At 38.4% G+C, this 18,364-nt stretch carries 15 protein-coding genes, 2 tRNA genes and 5 pseudogenes; 20 read left to right on the top strand and 2 right to left on the bottom strand.

The window, feature by feature from the left end; translation table 11 throughout:
• The first annotated feature begins 26 nt into the window (after positions 1-26).
• The 5 genes and pseudogenes from RGF10_RS00590 to RGF10_RS00570 all read left to right on the top strand — a co-directional run bounded on the left by RGF10_RS00590 (position 27) and on the right by RGF10_RS00570 (position 2,245).
• Positions 27-290: an RNA-binding S4 domain-containing protein gene (locus RGF10_RS00590; protein WP_318509263.1), complete on the top strand. Its 264-nt coding sequence runs from the start codon at positions 27-29 to the stop codon at positions 288-290.
• Between the two features lie 91 nt (positions 291-381).
• A pseudogene (yabP, locus tag RGF10_RS00585) lies at positions 382-683 on the top strand (sporulation protein YabP).
• Positions 684-768: 85 nt separating this feature from the next.
• On the top strand, positions 769-1,305 hold the full coding sequence (gene yabQ, locus RGF10_RS00580; RefSeq protein ID WP_318506370.1) for a spore cortex biosynthesis protein YabQ: 537 nt from the start codon (positions 769-771) through the stop codon (positions 1,303-1,305).
• A 20-nt stretch (positions 1,306-1,325) separates the two neighbouring features.
• Positions 1,326-1,715 (top strand): FtsB family cell division protein, encoded by a 390-nt coding sequence (locus RGF10_RS00575; RefSeq protein WP_318506368.1) that lies wholly within the window; start codon positions 1,326-1,328, stop codon positions 1,713-1,715.
• An 86-nt stretch (positions 1,716-1,801) separates the two neighbouring features.
• Positions 1,802-2,245 (top strand): S1 domain-containing RNA-binding protein, encoded by a 444-nt coding sequence (locus RGF10_RS00570; protein ID WP_318506366.1) that lies wholly within the window; start codon positions 1,802-1,804, stop codon positions 2,243-2,245.
• A gap of 144 nt (positions 2,246-2,389) precedes the next feature.
• On the opposite strand, the gene RGF10_RS00565 is transcribed toward RGF10_RS00570, so the two are convergent.
• Positions 2,390-2,461: transfer RNA gene (locus RGF10_RS00565), tRNA-Glu, on the bottom strand.
• A gap of 168 nt (positions 2,462-2,629) precedes the next feature.
• Positions 2,630-2,703, bottom strand: a tRNA-Met gene (locus RGF10_RS00560).
• A gap of 250 nt (positions 2,704-2,953) precedes the next feature.
• Between RGF10_RS00560 and spoIIE the strand changes: the two genes are divergently transcribed.
• From spoIIE to dusB, 15 genes and pseudogenes are all read left to right on the top strand, one after another.
• The gene (spoIIE, locus tag RGF10_RS00555; RefSeq protein WP_318506364.1) at positions 2,954-5,428 is read left to right on the top strand and encodes a stage II sporulation protein E; all 2,475 of its coding nucleotides are present in this window, start codon (positions 2,954-2,956) and stop codon (positions 5,426-5,428) included.
• A 90-nt stretch (positions 5,429-5,518) separates the two neighbouring features.
• Positions 5,519-6,257, top strand: a pseudogene (locus RGF10_RS00550) (VWA domain-containing protein).
• A pseudogene (locus tag RGF10_RS00545) lies at positions 6,226-7,200 on the top strand (serine/threonine protein kinase). Before RGF10_RS00550 ends, RGF10_RS00545 begins: the two co-directional pseudogenes overlap by 32 nt.
• Positions 7,201-7,357: 157 nt before the next feature.
• Positions 7,358-8,632, top strand: a pseudogene (gene tilS / locus RGF10_RS00540) (tRNA lysidine(34) synthetase TilS); the annotation flags it as partial.
• Between the two features lie 132 nt (positions 8,633-8,764).
• Positions 8,765-9,310, top strand: a complete 546-nt coding sequence (gene hpt, locus RGF10_RS00535; RefSeq protein WP_412176707.1) for a hypoxanthine phosphoribosyltransferase — start codon at positions 8,765-8,767, stop codon at positions 9,308-9,310.
• A gap of 117 nt (positions 9,311-9,427) precedes the next feature.
• The gene (ftsH, locus tag RGF10_RS00530) at positions 9,428-11,365 is read left to right on the top strand and encodes an ATP-dependent zinc metalloprotease FtsH (protein WP_318506362.1); all 1,938 of its coding nucleotides are present in this window, start codon (positions 9,428-9,430) and stop codon (positions 11,363-11,365) included.
• Positions 11,366-11,539: 174 nt separating this feature from the next.
• Positions 11,540-12,320 (top strand): annotated as a pseudogene (locus tag RGF10_RS00525) (type III pantothenate kinase).
• Positions 12,321-12,350: 30 nt separating this feature from the next.
• Entirely contained in the window at positions 12,351-13,229 is an 879-nt protein-coding gene (gene hslO / locus RGF10_RS00520; RefSeq protein WP_318506361.1) for an Hsp33 family molecular chaperone HslO, read from the top strand.
• A gap of 24 nt (positions 13,230-13,253) precedes the next feature.
• Positions 13,254-14,120 (top strand): peptidyl-prolyl cis-trans isomerase, encoded by an 867-nt coding sequence (locus RGF10_RS00515; RefSeq protein WP_318506359.1) that lies wholly within the window; start codon positions 13,254-13,256, stop codon positions 14,118-14,120.
• A 174-nt stretch (positions 14,121-14,294) separates the two neighbouring features.
• A complete protein-coding gene (cysK, locus tag RGF10_RS00510; RefSeq protein WP_318506357.1) occupies positions 14,295-15,221 on the top strand; it encodes a cysteine synthase A in 927 nt (308 codons plus the stop codon).
• A gap of 182 nt (positions 15,222-15,403) precedes the next feature.
• Positions 15,404-16,240, top strand: coding sequence for a dihydropteroate synthase (gene folP, locus RGF10_RS00505; protein ID WP_318506355.1), 837 nt, complete (start codon positions 15,404-15,406; stop codon positions 16,238-16,240).
• A gap of 1 nt (position 16,241) precedes the next feature.
• Complete coding sequence (gene folB, locus RGF10_RS00500) at positions 16,242-16,601, top strand: dihydroneopterin aldolase (RefSeq protein ID WP_318506353.1); 360 nt, start codon at positions 16,242-16,244, stop codon at positions 16,599-16,601.
• A 2-nt stretch (positions 16,602-16,603) separates the two neighbouring features.
• Complete coding sequence (gene folK / locus RGF10_RS00495; protein ID WP_318506351.1) at positions 16,604-17,134, top strand: 2-amino-4-hydroxy-6-hydroxymethyldihydropteridine diphosphokinase; 531 nt, start codon at positions 16,604-16,606, stop codon at positions 17,132-17,134.
• A complete protein-coding gene (locus RGF10_RS00490) occupies positions 17,086-17,301 on the top strand; it encodes a helix-turn-helix domain-containing protein (protein ID WP_318506350.1) in 216 nt (71 codons plus the stop codon). Before folK ends, RGF10_RS00490 begins: the two co-directional genes overlap by 49 nt.
• Before the next feature lie 50 nt (positions 17,302-17,351).
• Positions 17,352-18,347 carry a tRNA dihydrouridine synthase DusB gene (dusB, locus tag RGF10_RS00485; protein WP_318506347.1) on the top strand — a complete coding sequence of 332 codons (996 nt, stop codon included), beginning with the start codon at positions 17,352-17,354 and terminating at the stop codon, positions 18,345-18,347.
• Positions 18,348-18,364 lie beyond the last annotated feature (17 nt).

Here is an 18,364-nt window from a genome sequence, read left to right as displayed (position 1 = left end):
TGTGCATAATGAAGGGAGAATGAATGATGCGCTTAGATAAATTTCTTAAGGTTTCACGACTCATTAAACGGCGGACAATTGCCAAAGAGATATCGGACCAAGGTCGAATCGATATTAATGGAAAACAGGCAAAATCAAGCTCTACTGTAAAGGTAGGCGATGTGCTGACCGTTAAATTTGGCCAAAGAATTGTTACCGCTAAAATTGAACGAATCCAAGAAACGTCTCGTAAAGAAGAAGCCGCCGAAATGTATACGATAATTAGTGAAGAGCGTGTAACAGAGGCATAAATGCCTCTGTTTTCTTTTTAGCTTGTTCTATTTGTTGTGCTTTCCTCATAAACTTGTACAAAAACCAGCACTATGACTGTGAGGGATCAAAGTGAATCAATATTATGATCAAAACTCGACGAAATCGAGTATACCAGACCATGATGTGATCATGAGAGGAAGACGACTCCTAGAGATAACAGGAGTTAAGCAAGTGGAAAGCTTTGATAATGAAGAGTTCTTATTAGAAACAGTGATGGGGTTTCTAGCAATAAAAGGGCAAAATTTACAAATGAAAAACCTTGATGTCGATAAAGGAATTGTCTCGATAAAAGGGAAAATCTATGAACTGATTTATCTAGACGAACAGCACGGGAGAAAGCTAAAGGGTTCTTTAGCAAGTTGTTCCGATGACACTATCAACGCAATTTATTACCATGCTGACAATGGTTGGCATGGGCTCCTTTTTGGGGCCTCGTTTGATACGTATAATCGTTTTTTGAAGCGAGCTTCGCGCAAAAATTGGTTTGTTTTTATTAATGATGTCTTATTCTGGGTTTTGCAAGGTCTTATTATTTTTTATGTATTGTTTATCGTCAATGAAGGTGAAATGAGATTTTACATTTTCATTGCTTTATTTTGTGGTTTTGCTGCCTATCAAAGTCTATTAAAAAATCCCTATTTAAAAGGATTGGAGCTAATCATTAAAGCCGTTGTCTCCATTTGGAGGTTTATTGTGAAACTGGTGTTAACATTGGTTTATAAGCCAGTTTTAGCTCTCTTAGCCTTTATCTTATCAATACTTTTATATACCGGGAGGGCACTATTATCTCTGCTCAAGTTTATTGGGAAAGCACTTGGTTGGATTCTACTTTTGTTGTTTAAACCAGTCAAGTTCATTTTGTTATTTTTTTGGAAACTTTTGCCGAAAGGGATTAAAAAAACCGTCGAGAAGTTATATAATAAAATGGCAGGATTCTTGAGAAAAATCATAGAATACATCATTAAGTTCATAAATCGATTGAAAAAAAAATAAAATAAAGGAGGTCTGCGACAGTGGGTGCCATCAAAAGAAACGTAGCTAAGCTTGAGACAAAGTTAACACAACAACATGAAATCGCTGAGATCCGCGTTGCAAAAAAAAGAAAACGATTAGTTAGAAGACTGAGTTTCTTTGCAATTATTACCTTTGCAACAGCTTACTTTATGATCTCAACACTCATTTCGCAAGCCTCAATGATTGAACAAAAACAAGAAGAAAAGGAAAAACTTGAGCAAAAGTTATCACAATTAAGGGAAGATCAAGGTGCCCTGAAAGACGAAATCGTTAAGCTCAATGACAAGGATTATATTTCTAAGCTTGCTCGACGGGACTACTTCCTATCAGATAGTAATGAGATTATTTTTTCAATACCAGATGAGAAAAGTCAGAAGGAGTCTAAATAGTCGGGATATTGACACATTTTTTTTTGCTTCAGTATAATATAGAGTAAGTATGATTTTTTATATTTTTAAGGAGGATAATGTTTTATATGTCAATCGAAGTAGGCAGCAAGTTACAGGGGAAGGTAACAGGCATTACTAAGTTTGGGGCGTTTGTGGAGCTGCCAGAGGGTTCAACTGGCCTTGTTCACATTAGTGAGGTTGCAGATAACTATGTGAAGGATATAAATGACCATCTGAAAATTGGCGATATGGTAGAAGTAAAAGTAATTAATGTTGAAAAAGATGGCAAAATTGGATTATCCATAAAAAAAGCAAAAGACAGAGTTGAATCAAAACCACAATCACATTCGCACTCCAATTCTCACTCTCAGCGTCCTCGCCATGGTAGAACAAATGATCAACGGAATAACAAGGTTGAAAATTTCGAATCAAAAATGGCACGTTTTTTAAAGGATAGTGAAGACCGCTTATCTTCGTTAAAGCGTCACACTGAGTCCAAACGTGGTGGAAGAGGAGCTAGAAGAGGTTAACTTGTTGCTTATTCATTAATAATAAAAACTTGTACAAAATGATATATTTCGTTGTCAAAGACAGGTCATTAGGGCTTGTCTTTTTTGTTGTTTTGTTAATAAAAAAAGCTGCTCGAAGGGTTATCCTTCGAACAGCTCCTCGTATGACCCCTACGGGATTCGAACCCGTGTTACCGCCGTGAAAGGGCGGTGTCTTAACCGCTTGACCAAGGGGCCGTAATAAAAAGGAAATGGTAAAACCAGATCCGCTTTTCGAATTGTCCAGCTACAGCGGCTAAAGGCTCGGGGTCATAAGCCAATCCGTCCAAAAGGTTAAAGTGCAACCTTTCGGCCGGCTCGTCTTATGCCTGTCGCCTTTGGGCAAGCCGTTTCCGCTTTTCGTTATAGCGGCGGAGGGGATCGAACCCCCGACCTTACGGGTATGAACCGTACGCTCTAGCCAGCTGAGCTACACCGCCAAAAAATTAAGCACAAAAAATATAATACATAGGAAAAGAAAAAGTGTCAATAAAATTTTTTCGTCTACGTGTGAAGGAACACGTTGATAGTTTATGGGTAGTGAAATCTGTCGGAGATTGCTTTTTGACTTATAAAGACAGGGAAATAAGTCGAACAAAAATAGGAATACAATCAGTAATTATGACAATTTTCTGAAAAATAACAAATTATAATAGTTTGCAAGAAGAAATATGTAAGGGAGTGTGATTAATGGCTAAGGCAGAGCATAATTTTACTGAACCTATTGGTGAAGTGAATTTTAAAAGTCCCAAGATCGAATTCTCTCATGGATTAAATAAAATGTTAGCAAAAATTGAAGCATTCTTTATTAAAAGGGGTTACATCCTTCTTTTTATAGGATTTTTATTAGGACGAGCTCTAATTTTAACTAAACTTACTCCATTTAGTCTACCATTCTTTGCAGCTGTCTATTTAATGAAAAGAGATCGCGCTCCATTAGCCTTGATTGGCTTAGTGGCTGGTGCTTTGACATTATCGATATCCGATGCGGTGCTCGCGGTTGGTAGTGCATGCTGCTTTCTTATTATTTATAGAATAATAGGGAAATGGATTCAAAATGATTTAAAGGTTGTTCCTGTCATCGTTTTTGCAACTTTGCTAGTGGGTAACCTCCTTCAAGTCTTGTTTATTGAACAACGGCTTACTATTTATGATGGAATAATGGCGGGGGTTGAGGCAGGGTTAGGCTGTATTCTTACGTTAATTTTCCAACAAAGCATCCCTTTATTATCGATAACAAAGCGTAAACAACCGTTAAAAACAGAAGAAATTGTTTGCATGATTATTATGCTGGCCTCGATTATGACAGGAACAATTGGTTGGGTTGTTTACGATTTATCCATCGAAAATATTGTTTCAAGGTACCTAGTTTTGTTATTTTCCTTTGTGGCTGGAGCCACAGTTGGTTCAACAGTAGGAGTCGTTACAGGGCTAATTCTAAGCTTGGCAAACGTATCTAGCTTCTTCCAAATGAGCCTGCTTGCCTTTTCTGGATTGTTAGGAGGGTTGTTGAAGGAAGGGAAAAAGCTAGGAGTTTCAATCGGTTTATTGATTGCAACCGTCTTAGTAGGTATGTATGGAGAAGGAGGGGGAAATCTCTCCACGACTGTATTAGAAACGGCTGTCGCGATTTTATTATTTTTCGTCACACCGAAAGCACTAACTGCTAGACTTGCAAAGCATATTCCTGGAACAGCAGAATACGCTGCGGAGCAACAGCAGTATATGCGGAAAATGAGAGATGTTACAGCATCAAAGGTTGCGCAGTTCTCCAATGTTTTTCAAGCCTTATCAAAAAGCTTTACTGCAAATGAGGATAACGAAAAGTTAGATGATACCGATCGAGAGGTGGATTTCTTTTTAAGTAATGTAACCGAAAAAACATGTCAAACATGTTTTAAAAAGGATTATTGCTGGACAAGGAATTTTAATACAACCTATGACTATATGAGTGAAATTATGCAGGAAATGGATCGCAATAATGGAGTCCTTTCACAAAAAATCGTGCGCGAGTGGGAAAAGCATTGTACGCGCTCCAATAAAGTAATCGATTCGATTGGGCAGGAACTCACCTACTTCCAAGCTAATCAAAAATTGAAAAAGCAGGTACAGGAAAGCAGAAGATTAGTAGCAGAACAATTATTAGGAGTTTCCGAGGTGATGGAAAACTTTGCGCAAGAGATTCAGAGGGAACGAGAAAATCATCATAAACAAGAGGAACAAATACTTGATGCCCTTCAGGAATTTGGCATTCAAATTGAGCAGGTTGAAATTTACAGCTTATTAAAGGGAAATGTTGATATAGATATGACCATTCCGTATTGCAATGGACATGGCGAATGTGAAAAACTGATTGCTCCGATGTTATCCGATATTCTTGGGGAAACGATCGTCGTCAACTCAGAAGAATGCTCCACTTTCCCGAATGGTTTTTGTCATGTAACGTTTGGCTCAGCTAAGGCTTTTGTCGTCGAAACTGGCATTTCACATGCAGCAAAGGATGGCGGTTTTGTCTCAGGAGACAGTTATTCTACGATTGAACTGGGACTAGGGAAATATGCGATTGCCATCAGTGATGGAATGGGGAATGGCGAGCGAGCCCATTTTGAAAGTATGGAGACCTTAACCTTATTACAAAAAATACTACAATCAGGCATCGAAGAGAAGGTGGCAATTAAATCTGTTAACTCGGTACTATCGCTGCGAACGAATGATGAGATCTTCTCAACTCTTGATTTAGCTATGATTGATTTACAAAATGCGTCCGCAAAATTTCTAAAAATTGGCTCAACGCCTAGCTTTGTTAAACGTGGCAAAAAAATCATGAAAATCCAAGCAAGTAATTTACCGATGGGGATGTTTCAAGATTTTGAAGTTGATGTAGTTGGTGAGCAATTAAAAGCTGGTGACCTGCTCATCATGATGAGCGATGGTGTATTTGAGGGTCCAAAGCATGTGGAAAATTACGATTTGTGGATGAAGAGAAAGCTACAGGAGCTGCAGACAGATAATCCCCAACAAATAGCTGATTTAATTATTGAGGAGGTCATTCGTTCAAGAGGGGGTTCAATTGACGATGACATGACGATTGTTGTGTCGAAAATTAAGCATAACACTCCAAAATGGGCCTCAATTCCGACGCAAAAACAACGAAAAAAAGCATAAATGCTATTTTACCCTCCTAGTAAGCCTATTATGTATAAAAGCTTGCATTAAAGGCGAAAATGTTAGCAATCATATGCTGGAGGGGAAAAAATGAAAGCCGGGACATTAAGGCAAATATTATTAATCACGGATGGTTGCTCAAATCAAGGCGAAGACCCGATTGCAATGGCAGCACTTGCTTATGAACAAGGGATTACAATAAACGTTATTGGTGTAGTAGATGAAGACATGATTGACGAAAAGGGTATGAAGGAAATTGAAGAAATTGCAATGGCTGGAAACGGCGTTAGCCAGGTTGTTTATGCCACACAACTTTCGCAAACAGTGCAAATGGTGACAAGAAAAGCAATGACACAAACTCTTCAAGGATTAGTTAACAAGGAGCTTCAACAAATTTTAGGTGGCTCACAGTCAGTTGAGGATTTACCGCCAGAAAAACGTGGAGAAGTAATGGAAGTTGTAGACGAACTAGGGGAAACCGCCCAGTTGGAAGTGTTAATCCTTGTCGATACAAGCGCAAGTATGAAACAAAAGCTCCCAACGGTTAAGGAGGCTTTACTTGACCTACAGCTAAGCTTAAATGCTCGTTCAGGAGATAACCGATTTGCTGTGTTTGTATTTCCCTGGAAAAAGAATGATGTCGAAAAACTTCTGGATTGGACTCCAAATCTAGGATCACTAACGACTATTTTTTCCAAGCTTACAACCAGGAGGAATCACTCCAACAGGGCCGGCTATTCGTGAAGCATTATCCTACTTTAAGAAAAAACGATCATTAAGGAGCTTGTTATCTCGTGATGATGAATCATTCTTTGAAGAGTCAGTGTAGAGTTAGCCTTGGAACTATTATCGAAGGGAAATGGCATCGTAATCGCTATAGCATCGAGAAGGAGTTAGGGTTTGGTGCAAACGGCATTGTTTATTTAGCCAGAACAACAAACCGACAGCTGGTGGCATTAAAAATGAGTGATAATAGTATGTCGATCACCTCAGAGGTGAATGTGCTAAAATCCTTTGCAAAGGTCCAGGGTTCAACCCTTGGGCCTTCTTTGCTTGATGTCGATGATTGGGTCAGACGCTCCGGGAACATCTCTTTTTATGTTATGGAATACATTGAAGGCCCAGGATTTACTTACCTATATTCAACGGAAAGGCTATGAGTGGACAAATGTATTAATTCTCCAGCTTCTGTCAGATTTAGAGCAACTTCACCAAAATGGTTGGGTATTTGGTGATTTAAAGCCAGAAAATTTAATTGTGACAGGTCCCCCTCCCCATATTCGTTGTATTGATGTGGGCGGGACGACCATGAAGGGGCGAGCGATTAAGGAGTTTACCGAGTTTTTTGACCGTGGTTATTGGGGTATGGGCAGCCGCAAAGCAGACCCAAGCTACGATTTGTTTTCTGTTGCAATGATCATCCTCAATACGGTTTATCCAAAACGATTTAATAAAACAACAGGCGGGTTAGACCAATTAAAAAACATGATTCAACAAAAAAGAGAGCTTAAGAAGTTGGAAGGAGTCTTGTTATCCGCCATCCAAGGAAACTATTCTACTGCAGGTCAAATGCGTTCAGATATGCTAAATGCATTAAATCAGGTGCCAAGTAAAGCCAAACAGTCCTTAGCAAGGTCAAGAGCCCAGCATAAAAAAAGAGTCGGATTAAAAATACAAAACAAAAGAAAAAGAGCGGAATCATTGAAACATTGGTCATTACAGCGATTATAATTCTTTTATATACCATGTATATTTTTGGTCAGCTTATCTAAATATTTCTTTTGAAAAGTGAAACCTTTTAACAGGAGAAACGTATGTAGAATAATAATCGTTTTATCTATAAAAATATTTAAGAATTAGTGGCTTTATTTTGTACCGCTATCGTAAAAAATGATAAGCTTTTATTAAACGTTTTAAAGGAAGATACTCATGCTAGAAAATAAGGTAGATCTCTTTTTAAGGGAGCATGGCATTAATTTAACAAATAGAGGAGTGGTTGTTGGGGTTTCGGGCGGACCAGATTCTTTAGCTCTTCTTTATTACTTATGGAAACGAAGAAAAAAGTGGAACCTATCAATTGTTGCTGCACATGTAGATCACATGTTTCGTGGGATGGAATCGTATCAGGAGGCAAAATTTGTTGAAGCTTTTTGTAAGCAACATGAGATTCCTTGTGAGGTTAAGCACATCGATGTTCCAATGATCATTGCCGAAACGAAGAAAAACTCTCAGGTTGCCTCAAGAGAGTGTCGATATGAATTCTATAAAGAAGTTATGGATCGTTATCAGTTCCCCTATTTGGCCCTTGGACATCATGGTGATGACCAAATTGAAACGATTTTAATGAAATTAACCCGAGGAAGTACAGGGATGGCAAGAGCAGGAATTCTACTTCACCGCCCTTTTCATACAGGACAGATTATTAGGCCTTTTCTTTGTATAAATAGGGATGAAATAGAAGCTTATTGTTTGCAGTTTGCCTTAGATCCAAGGCGAGACCCAAGCAATCATAAAGAGGTATATAGTCGGAATCGATTCCGAAAACATGTACTTCCTTTTCTTAAAAAAGAAAACTCCCAAGTACATAATCATTTTCAAAGGTTTAGCGAGGAACTCCAAAGCGATGAGGAACTACTTCAGGAATTAACTGTCCAAAAAATGAATACAGTAATGAGAAAAGAGCAGGAAAAAATTACGCTTGACATTAAAATGTTTTCAACAATGCCAATGCCTTTACAACGGAGAGGGATTCAACTAATATTAAAATATCTTTATCAAGAAAGACTTGATTTTCTTTCCGTCATACATATTGATCAAATTTTTAGTTTAATAAACGGCTCTCAGCCTTCAGGTAGTTTAGACCTACCCAATAAGCTAACAGTAATTCGTTCTTATAATCAGTGTACATTTCAGTTTGATAAAAAGGTGATGGAAACCTATCGATATGAAATCAACCGTTCTGGTACACTTTCCATTCCAAATGGAGATGTCCTATCGATTATGTTTAGTCAGTTAGAACCCCAAAACCATGATGTCCACTCCATTGTTTTGGACCCAACGATTATTTCTTTACCCCTTATCATTCGTACTCGAAAAAATGGAGACAGAATGAGCATAAAAGGTATGACTGGTACAAAAAAGTTAAAAGATATATTTATTGATCAAAAAATCCCGATTCATAAGCGGAACCAATGGCCCATTGTAACGGATAGCGAAGATAACATTCTTTGGGTGCCAGGAATTAAAAAATCCAAATATGAAGCACAAGGGTCCATGAAAATCGGCACTATTCAATTAACATATAAAAGCAATGATTCTTCTAGGGGGCAACTTGTAATGAAAAGAGATATTGAAAAAATACTGATTACAGAGGAAGAGATTCAAGCCAAGATTAAAGATCTTGCAGGTCAATTGACCGAGGAATACCAAGATAAATTTCCTCTAGCAATTGGGGTATTAAAAGGTGCAATGCCTTTTATGGGTGACCTCTTAAAAAGAATAGATACATACTTAGAGATGGACTTTATGGATGTATCTAGCTATGGAAACTCAACTGTTTCATCAGGAGAAGTTAAAATCCTAAAGGATTTAGATACTTCTGTTGAAGGTCGTAATATCCTAATTATTGAGGATATTATTGATAGTGGTCTAACATTAAGCTATCTTGTTGAGCTTTTCCGCTATCGGAAAGCTAAATCAATTAAGATTGTTACTTTGCTCGATAAGCCTACTGGTCGCAAAGCGGATCTTGAAGCAGATTACGTTGGCTTTATTGTTCCGGATGCATTTGTCGTTGGTTACGGTTTAGATTATGCAGAAAAATACCGAAACCTACCATATATTGGGGTTTTGAAGCCTGAGGTATACAGTCACAATAGTTAAGTGAAAACTAATGAGTAGGATAGCCGAGAGCTAGTGGTACAGGGTTAATTCCTTGTATTGACGCAATTTTTTATGATACTATTTAGTATAGTTTGTTTAGTAGGGAGGAGGTAAGGGATGAATCGGATCTTCCGTAATACCATCTTTTATTTATTGATATTTTTAGTCATTATTGGCGTAGTTAGCTTCTTTAATGGAAACAATGATCCAACCGAGAATATAACGTATGATAAATTTATTCAACATCTTGAAGATGGTCAAGTGAGCACACTTACGTTACAGCCGGAACGTGGTGTTTATCAAGTTCGAGGCCAACTTAAGAGTTATGATGAAGGCAAGTATTTCTTAACTTATGTATGGAACAGTGAAGAATCACTATCCCAAATTCAAAAAGCCGCAGCGAAAACAAAGGTTGAAGTGCTGCCAGCTAAAGAAACAAGCGGATGGGTAACATTCTTTACTTCGATTATTCCGTTTATCATTATCTTTATCCTCTTCTTCTTCTTATTGAACCAAGCTCAAGGTGGCGGTAGCCGTGTAATGAACTTTGGGAAAAGTAAAGCTAAGCTTTACAATGATGAGAAGAAAAAGGTGCGCTTTAAGGATGTTGCCGGAGCGGATGAAGAGAAGCAAGAGCTTGTAGAAGTGGTTGAATTTTTAAAGGATCCCCGCAAATTTGCTGAATTAGGAGCGCGTATCCCTAAAGGGGTTCTATTAGTTGGACCACCTGGAACAGGTAAAACATTATTAGCAAGAGCTGTTGCTGGTGAAGCTGGAGTGCCATTCTTCTCTATCAGTGGATCTGACTTTGTTGAGATGTTTGTTGGGGTCGGAGCATCCCGTGTTCGTGATTTGTTTGAGAATGCAAAGAAAAATTCTCCATGTATTATCTTTATTGATGAGATTGATGCTGTAGGACGTCAGCGTGGCGCAGGACTAGGTGGCGGCCATGATGAGCGTGAACAAACACTAAACCAATTATTAGTTGAGATGGATGGGTTCGGAGCAAATGAGGGAATCATTATCATTGCTGCAACCAACCGTCCAGATATTTTAGATCCTGCCTTACTTAGACCTGGTCGTTTTGACCGTCAAATTACGGTAGACCGTCCAGATGTAAATGGACGTGAAGCAGTTTTAAAAGTACATGCACGGAATAAACCTTTAGATGATTCAGTAAATCTTAGAGCAATTGCGACAAGAACGCCTGGATTCTCTGGTGCAGACTTAGAAAACCTTTTGAATGAAGCTGCCTTAATTGCAGCTCGTCGTAACAAGAAAAAGGTTGATATGTTAGATATTGATGAGGCAACAGACCGAGTTATTGCAGGTCCAGCTAAAAAGAGCCGAGTCATTTCTGAAAAAGAAAGAAAAATTGTTGCATTCCATGAAGCGGGTCATACTGTTATCGGTTTAATCTTAGATGAAGCTGATATGGTACATAAGGTTACGATTGTACCACGTGGTCAAGCTGGTGGGTATGCGGTTATGCTACCTAGAGAAGATCGCTACTTTATGACAAAACCTGAATTATTAGATAAGATTACCGGTTTACTTGGTGGCCGCGTGTCTGAAGAAATTGTTTTTGGGGACGTAAGTACAGGTGCCCATAATGACTTCCAACGTGCAACAGGTATTGCTAGAAAAATGATTACTGAATACGGTATGAGCGATAAGCTGGGACCAATGCAATTTGGTCAAGCCCAAGGTCAAGTTTTCCTTGGTCGCGATATTAATAATGAGCAAAACTATTCAGATGCGATTGCCTATGAAATTGACTTAGAAATGCAGCGTTTCATTAAAGACTGCTACGAAAAAGCTAGGAAGATTTTAACTGAAAATCGTGAACTACTTAACTTAATCGCTAATACGTTATTGGAAGTTGAAACACTTGATGCAGAACAAATTATGAGCTTAAAGGAACACGGCAAATTACCAGATCGTAAAATAAGTTCTTCTGAAAATAAGAGCATAGACGACGTTAAGGTTAACATTTCATCTAAACAAGATGAAAATGTTGATGCTGACAGTAATTCTAATAATAAAATCGATTAATGTTTAAAAAAGGTGCTCAAGATGAGCGCCTTTTTTTCAAGTAAAGAAAGCATTAAATTTTGGTGGGTCTCAAGCGAAAGGCTCCCTGCGTTTCCTTTCACGAAGATTGGTAAGTATGATATGATGCAAAATAGAAATAAATAAAAATTAAATTTTTGTAAAGTGGTGAGTACGGTGATTTTTGTTTTTGACGTTGGCAATACAAATATCGTTCTTGGTGTTTACGACAATGAAGAACTAAAGCACCATTGGAGAATCGAAACGAATCGCAATAAAACGGAAGATGAATATGGAATGATGATCAAGGAATTGTTTGATCATGTTAATCTTTCTTTTTCAGAAATTAATGGCATTATTATTTCTTCTGTCGTTCCTCCAATTATGTTTGCACTCGAGCGGATGTGTAATAAATACTTTCATGTAAAGCCTGTAGTTGTGGGACCAGGTCTTAAAACAGGTCTTAATATCAAGTATGAAAATCCTCGTGAAGTCGGAGCAGATCGAATTGTTAATGCTGTTGCCGCAATCCATGAATATGGAAGTCCATTAATCATTGTTGATTTTGGAACAGCGACAACATATTGCTATGTAGATGAACAAAATCAATATATGGGTGGAGCGATTGCTCCTGGAATTGGTATATCAACAGAGGCGCTTTATTCAAGAGCTGCCAAACTTCCAAGGATTGAAATTGCCCGTCCAGGATGATATTATCGGAAAAAATACAGTGTCTGCGATGCAATCTGGGATTCTTTTTGGTTACGTTGGTCAGGTTGAAGGGATTGTGCAGCGGATGAAGGCGCAGAGCAATGTAACGCCAAAAGTCATTGCAACAGGTGGATTAGCTACATTGATTGCTGAAGAATCGAATGTTATTGATATCGTGGACCCATTTTTGACATTAAAGGGTCTAAAGCTAATTTATAAACGCAATATGGAAAACCTAAAGAAATAAACATGGCAACATGAAGGAAGGAGCAAAAGAATGAACGATTATTTAGTAAAGGCGTTAGCTTTTGATGGTAAGGTGAGAGCCTATGCTGTGCGATCAACGGAAACTGTCCAGGAAGCGCAAAGACGTCACCAAACTTGGCCAATTGCATCAGCAGCTTTAGGCAGAACCCTGTCTGCAGGTGCAATGATGGGTGCTATGCTTAAGGATGATGCAAAGTTAACGATAAAAATCGAAGGCGGCGGTCCGATTGGCCCGATTTTAGTCGATAGTAATACAAAAGGTGAGGTCCGTGGCTATGTGACGAATCCTCATATTCATTTTGAACAAAATGCCCAAGGTAAATTAAATGTAGGTAAGGCAGTAGGCAAGGATGGCACACTTACTGTTGTTAAAGATTTAGGATTGAAGGATTTCTTTTCTGGTCAAGTTCCGCTTGTATCAGGAGAATTAGGTGAAGATTTTACGTATTATTTTGCATCGTCTGAACAAGTCCCTACATCGGTTGGTGTCGGAGTATTAGTCAATCCTGACAATTCAATTTTAGCTGCTGGCGGCTTTATTATTCAGCTGATGCCCGATATCGATGATCAAACGATTACAAAGATAGAAGAAAGCCTAAAGAAAATGCCAACTGTTTCAAGTTTGATTGAAAAAGGTCTTAGCCCTGAAGAACTTTTAGAAGAAGTCTTAGGCGAAGGTAACGTTAAATTTCTTGAGACGCTCCCGGTAAGTTTTACATGTAAATGTTCGAAAGAACGATTTGCTGTTGCGATAATAGGTTTAGGGAAACATGAAATTATTGAAATGATCGAAGAGGATGGGCAAGCAGAAGTTCACTGCCATTTTTGCAATGAGTATTACCAATTTTCAAAAGAAGAGCTAGAAGAATTACATAAACAAGCTCAATAACGGAGAAGCAGTGGAGGAAGGCAAGTGAAAAATAAACATCTCTTGATCATCATCGCAGCTCTTATCATCTTAAACATTGTTACGGCTACCGTTCTGTTTATAAAAACAAAAGATGAATATGTTGCCACGATTGGAGACGAAAAGATATCGCGCCAAGAATGGCTAACCGAAATGGAAGATCGTTTTGGAGAAAGTGCATTAAAGGATCTAGTCGATCAAAAGGTTATTGTCCAAATGGCAAACAAATACAACATAACCATCAGTGAAAAAGAAATAGATCATGAATTAACACTAGTCAAAACTTCGTCCTATTTGGAAAATCAAAATGAAACAGAAGAAAAGCTGCGCGAACAGATTAAGCTCAGTCTTTTGCTTGAAGAATTACTTACGAAGGACGTAGCTGTATCAAGTAGAGAAATGAAAAAATATTATCAAGATAACAAGGAATTATTTGTTATCCCCACCTCTTATGAATTATCACAAATCATGGTTCATACGAAAAAAGAAGCAGAGCAAACTAGTAAAGAATTGAAGCAAGGGTCCAGTTTTGAGGCATTGGCAATGGAGCGATCGATTGATGAGTTTTCTAGAAGTCAAGGTGGGAAAATTGGCTATGTAAAGGAAGAAGAGGAAGGGATATCTCCTAGCAATTTTTCAAAAATAAAGCAGCTTAAGCCGGGAAATTGGACGAAGCCGCTAAAAACAGAGGAAGGCTATGTGATTTATCTTTTACATGAGCGTGTACCTAAAAAAGAATATTCTTATAAAGAGGTAAAAAATCAAATACGTCGACAAATAGCACTTGATCAAATGGATGTTCCTGTTTCTGCTAATCTTTTTTGGGACGAAGCGCAAGTCGATTGGTTTTATGAAAAAGATACAGGAAAATAGGAGTAAATAGGGGGGCTTGGAACAAACCCCTTTTTTCGTGACTATTTTTGACAATTTAGGGAATAACTATCGAGAATATTTTAATTTTTCCTACAAAAGGATTGACATTTACCGATTAAATTGGTAGGATTTTATTAAACCTATAAAAATACTCGGATTAAGAGGTGGAGAGATATGTCACGTGTAGCAAATTCTGTAGCAGAATTAGTAGGACAAACACCGATCGTAAAATTAAATCGTGTAGTAGATGAGAACAGTGCTGATGTTTATTTAAAGTTAGAGTACTTTAATCCAGGAAGCAGTGTAAAAGATCGTATTGCTTTATCGATGATTGAAGCTGCAGAAGCAGAGGGTAGCTTAAAACCAGGCGATACAATTATTGAGCCTACAAGTGGAAATACAGGAATTGGTTTAGCAATGATTGCTGCTGCTAAAGGATATAGAGCTATTTTAGTAATGCCTGAAACAATGAGCTTAGAACGTCGTAATTTACTTCGTGCTTATGGAGCTGAATTAGTATTAACTCCTGGACCTGAAGGAATGGGCGGTGCAATTCGCAAAGCAGAAGAGCTTGCAAAAGAAAATGGCTACTTCGTTCCTCAACAATTTAACAACTTTGCAAACCCAGAAGTTCACAAAAATACAACCGCAAAAGAAATCGTTGAACAAGTTGGCGGACAATTAGATGCATTTATCGCAGGTATTGGAACAGGTGGTACCATTACTGGTGTCGGTCAAGTTCTTCGTGAAGAAATTCCTGGAGTTAAAGTATATGCAGTAGAACCTTCTGATTCACCAGTATTATCAGGTGGAAAACCAGGTCCTCATAAAATCCAAGGTATTGGAGCAGGCTTTATACCAAAAGTATTGGATACGAAGATTTACGATGAAATAATTCAGATTACTACTGATCAAGCGTATGAAGCAGCTCGAAATACTGCAAGCAAAGAAGGAATTCTTGCGGGAGTATCTGGTGGAGCAGCCATTTCTGCCGCTTTAAAAGTAGCAAAACAACTAGGTAAAGGTAAGAAAGTATTAGCAATTATACCTGATAATGGTGAGCGTTACTTTAGTACTCCACTTTACCAGTTTGAAGAATAGTCAATACAATAAGAGACATTAGCTTAGCGGCTAATGTCTTTTTTTGTGTTTGATAGATTATAGGATCATGTCGTAATATGTAGAAATGAAAATAATTTCATCTTCATGTATGATAGAGATAGACAAATGTGATATTTTTTTGTCCATGTTAGGGGCATTGGTCTTTACAGGAGGAAAAAAGTATGGAAAAAAGGCAAACAAATATTATTCAGTGTGGTCCGTACCAGCTTGATTATGGCAAAAAAACCTTAATCATGGGGATTTTAAATGTAACCCCTGATTCTTTTTCTGATGGAGGCCAATATTCTCATTTTGATACAGCAATTAAACACGCGATTGAAATGGTAGAGCATGGTGCTGATATCATTGATATTGGTGGAGAATCCACTCGACCAGGTTATGAACAGATTTCTGTTGAAGAAGAACTAGATCGGGTTATTCCAGTCATCAAAGCATTGGTTCAACATGTTCAAGTGCCGATTTCTATTGACACCTATAAGGCGAAAGTGGCTAAGGAGGCTATCCTTGCTGGGGCCAGTATCATCAATGATATTTGGGGAGCAAAAGCTGACCCACACATGGCAACTGTTGCAGCTGAGCTACAAGTGCCGATAATCCTGATGCACAATCGTAATGACCGCAACTATCAAGTGTTTATGCGTGATGTGCTTCGTGATCTTTATGAAAGCATTTTACTGGTTAAACAAGCGGGTGTAAATGATGAAAACATCATTCTTGATCCGGGAATTGGGTTTGCAAGGGACTTGGATGAAAATCTAGAAACAATGCGAAATTTGGACAAGATTGTTTCGTTGGGTTATCCTGTATTACTAGGAACATCTCGTAAGTCAATGATTGGAAATGTGTTAAATTTACCACCTTCAGAACGGCTAGAGGGAACAGGGGCCACTGTGTGCTATGGGATCCAGAAAGGGTGTCAAATCGTTCGTGTACATGATGTAAAAGAAATAGCAAGAATGGCAAAAATGATGGATGCGATGATAGGAAAGGGGGAGTAAGGTGGATAAAATCGAGTTGAAGAATATGCAGTTTTATGGATACCACGGTGTCCTTCCGGAGGAAACGAGACTAGGTCAACGCTTTAACATCGATTTAATTGTTTATGCTGATTTAAGGAAAGCAGGACAAAGCGATCAGCTAGAGGATTCGATCAATTATGCAGAGCTTTATTCTGTTTGTAAGGAAGTAGTAGAAGGGCAACCTTATCAATTAATAGAAGCGGTGGCAGAATCAATCGCAACGAAAGTTCTTGCGGGTTACGATAAAGTAGTAGAATGTATGGTCAAGGTCGTAAAGCCAGACCCGCCTATACCCGGGCATTATGAACATGTTGCGGTGGAAATAATAAGGAGTAGATAAAAATGGCTGCAAATATGGCTTTTCTGGCACTTGGCTCAAACCTAGGCGACCGCCTCGACCATTTGAAACAGGCGATTCTTCTATTAGAGAATGAGCCAGAAATAGAAGTGGTAAATTCTTCATCCATCTATGAAACGGATCCGGTTGGCTACGAAGAGCAAGGCCCATTTCTAAATATGGTGGTCCAAGTATCAACTGGACTTTCGCCAGCAGAGTTATTAAAGTTATGTTTAAAAATCGAAAACATTCTTGGTAGAAAACGGGAAATTTTTTGGGGGCCAAGAACATTAGACCTTGACATTTTACTGTATAATCAAGAAAATATTGAAACAGAAGATTTAAAAGTTCCTCATCCTCGGATGCATCAAAGAGCATTTGTTATGATACCTCTATTAGAAATAAACAAGAACATTCACGTACCGAAGATTGAGAAACCTATGACATTATGGGTGGAAAATCTGCCTGATAAAGAAGGAGTACGGATATGGAAGCGGATAAATGGGGAAGACGTATTCGCGCTTTTCGAAAGCTGAAAGGATTTACGCAAGAAGGCTTTGCAAAAAAGGTTGGTGTATCTGTTTCGATTCTGGGTGAAATTGAACGAGGCAATCGCGTGCCAACGCATGATTTTCTTGAAGAAGTCGCAGCTGTTTTACAAATTGATGTAATAGAATTGACACCTCCAGATGAATTACAATAACCAATTGGGGATAAAGAAAAGCACACCTTAGATGAAAGGGGTATAATTGCTTGTTAAAGATTGGTAATATTGAAATGAAAAATCCGATAGTTCTAGCACCAATGGCGGGAGTATGCAATGCAGCTTTTCGACTTACCGTTAAAGAATTTGGTGCTGGATTAGTATGTGCGGAAATGGTCAGCGACAAAGGAATCGTTTATAAGAATGAAAAAACAATGAATATGCTCTATATTGATGATCAAGAGAAACCGCTTAGTCTACAAATCTTTGGTGGAGAAAAGAAGACTCTTGTAGAAGCGGCTCAGTTTGTTGATAAACATACAAACGCAGATATTATTGATATTAATATGGGTTGCCCAGTCCCAAAGATCACCAAGGTCGATGCAGGGGCAAAATGGCTTCTTGATCATAATAAGATTTATGAAATGGTTGCAGCTGTAGTGGATGCGGTGGATAAGCCAGTTACCGTTAAAATGCGAATGGGCTGGGATCCAGACCATATTTTTGCTGTTCAAAATGCTCAAGCTGTTGAGCGAGCTGGCGGTCAAGCTGTTGCTCTACATGGCAGAACACGATACCAAATGTATGAAGGTAAAGCCGATTGGGATATCATCCGCCAAGTGAAAGAAGCTGTTAATATCCCGGTGATTGGTAATGGTGATGTGACGACACCTCAGGATGCAAAGCGGATGCTTGAGCAAACAGGTTGCGATGGAGTCATGATTGGTCGAGCAGCATTAGGAAATCCATGGATGATCTATCGTACTGTTAAGTATCTTGAAACAGGTGAGCTCATTGGTGAGCCGAGCCCTAGTGAAAAAATTGATGTTTGTGTTCTCCACTTAGATCGACTAATTGCTCTGAAAAATGATCATATAGCTGTTCGTGAAATGAGAAAGCATGCGGCATGGTATCTAAAAGGAATTAGAGGGAATGCAAGAGTTCGAAACGCTATTAATGAATGTAACACAAGAGCTGAATTAGTAGCATTACTATATGGATTAGTGGATGAAGATGAAGAAAGTCAAATTTCACAAGTCGGATAAGTTTGACTTTAATAACA

The sequence above is a fragment of the Bacillus sp. T3 genome, assembly GCF_033449965.1.
In the GTDB taxonomy this organism is placed as follows: Bacteria; Bacillota; Bacilli; order Bacillales; family Cytobacillaceae; genus Bacillus_BU.
This window is presented reverse-complemented; position numbering and strand designations above follow the sequence as displayed.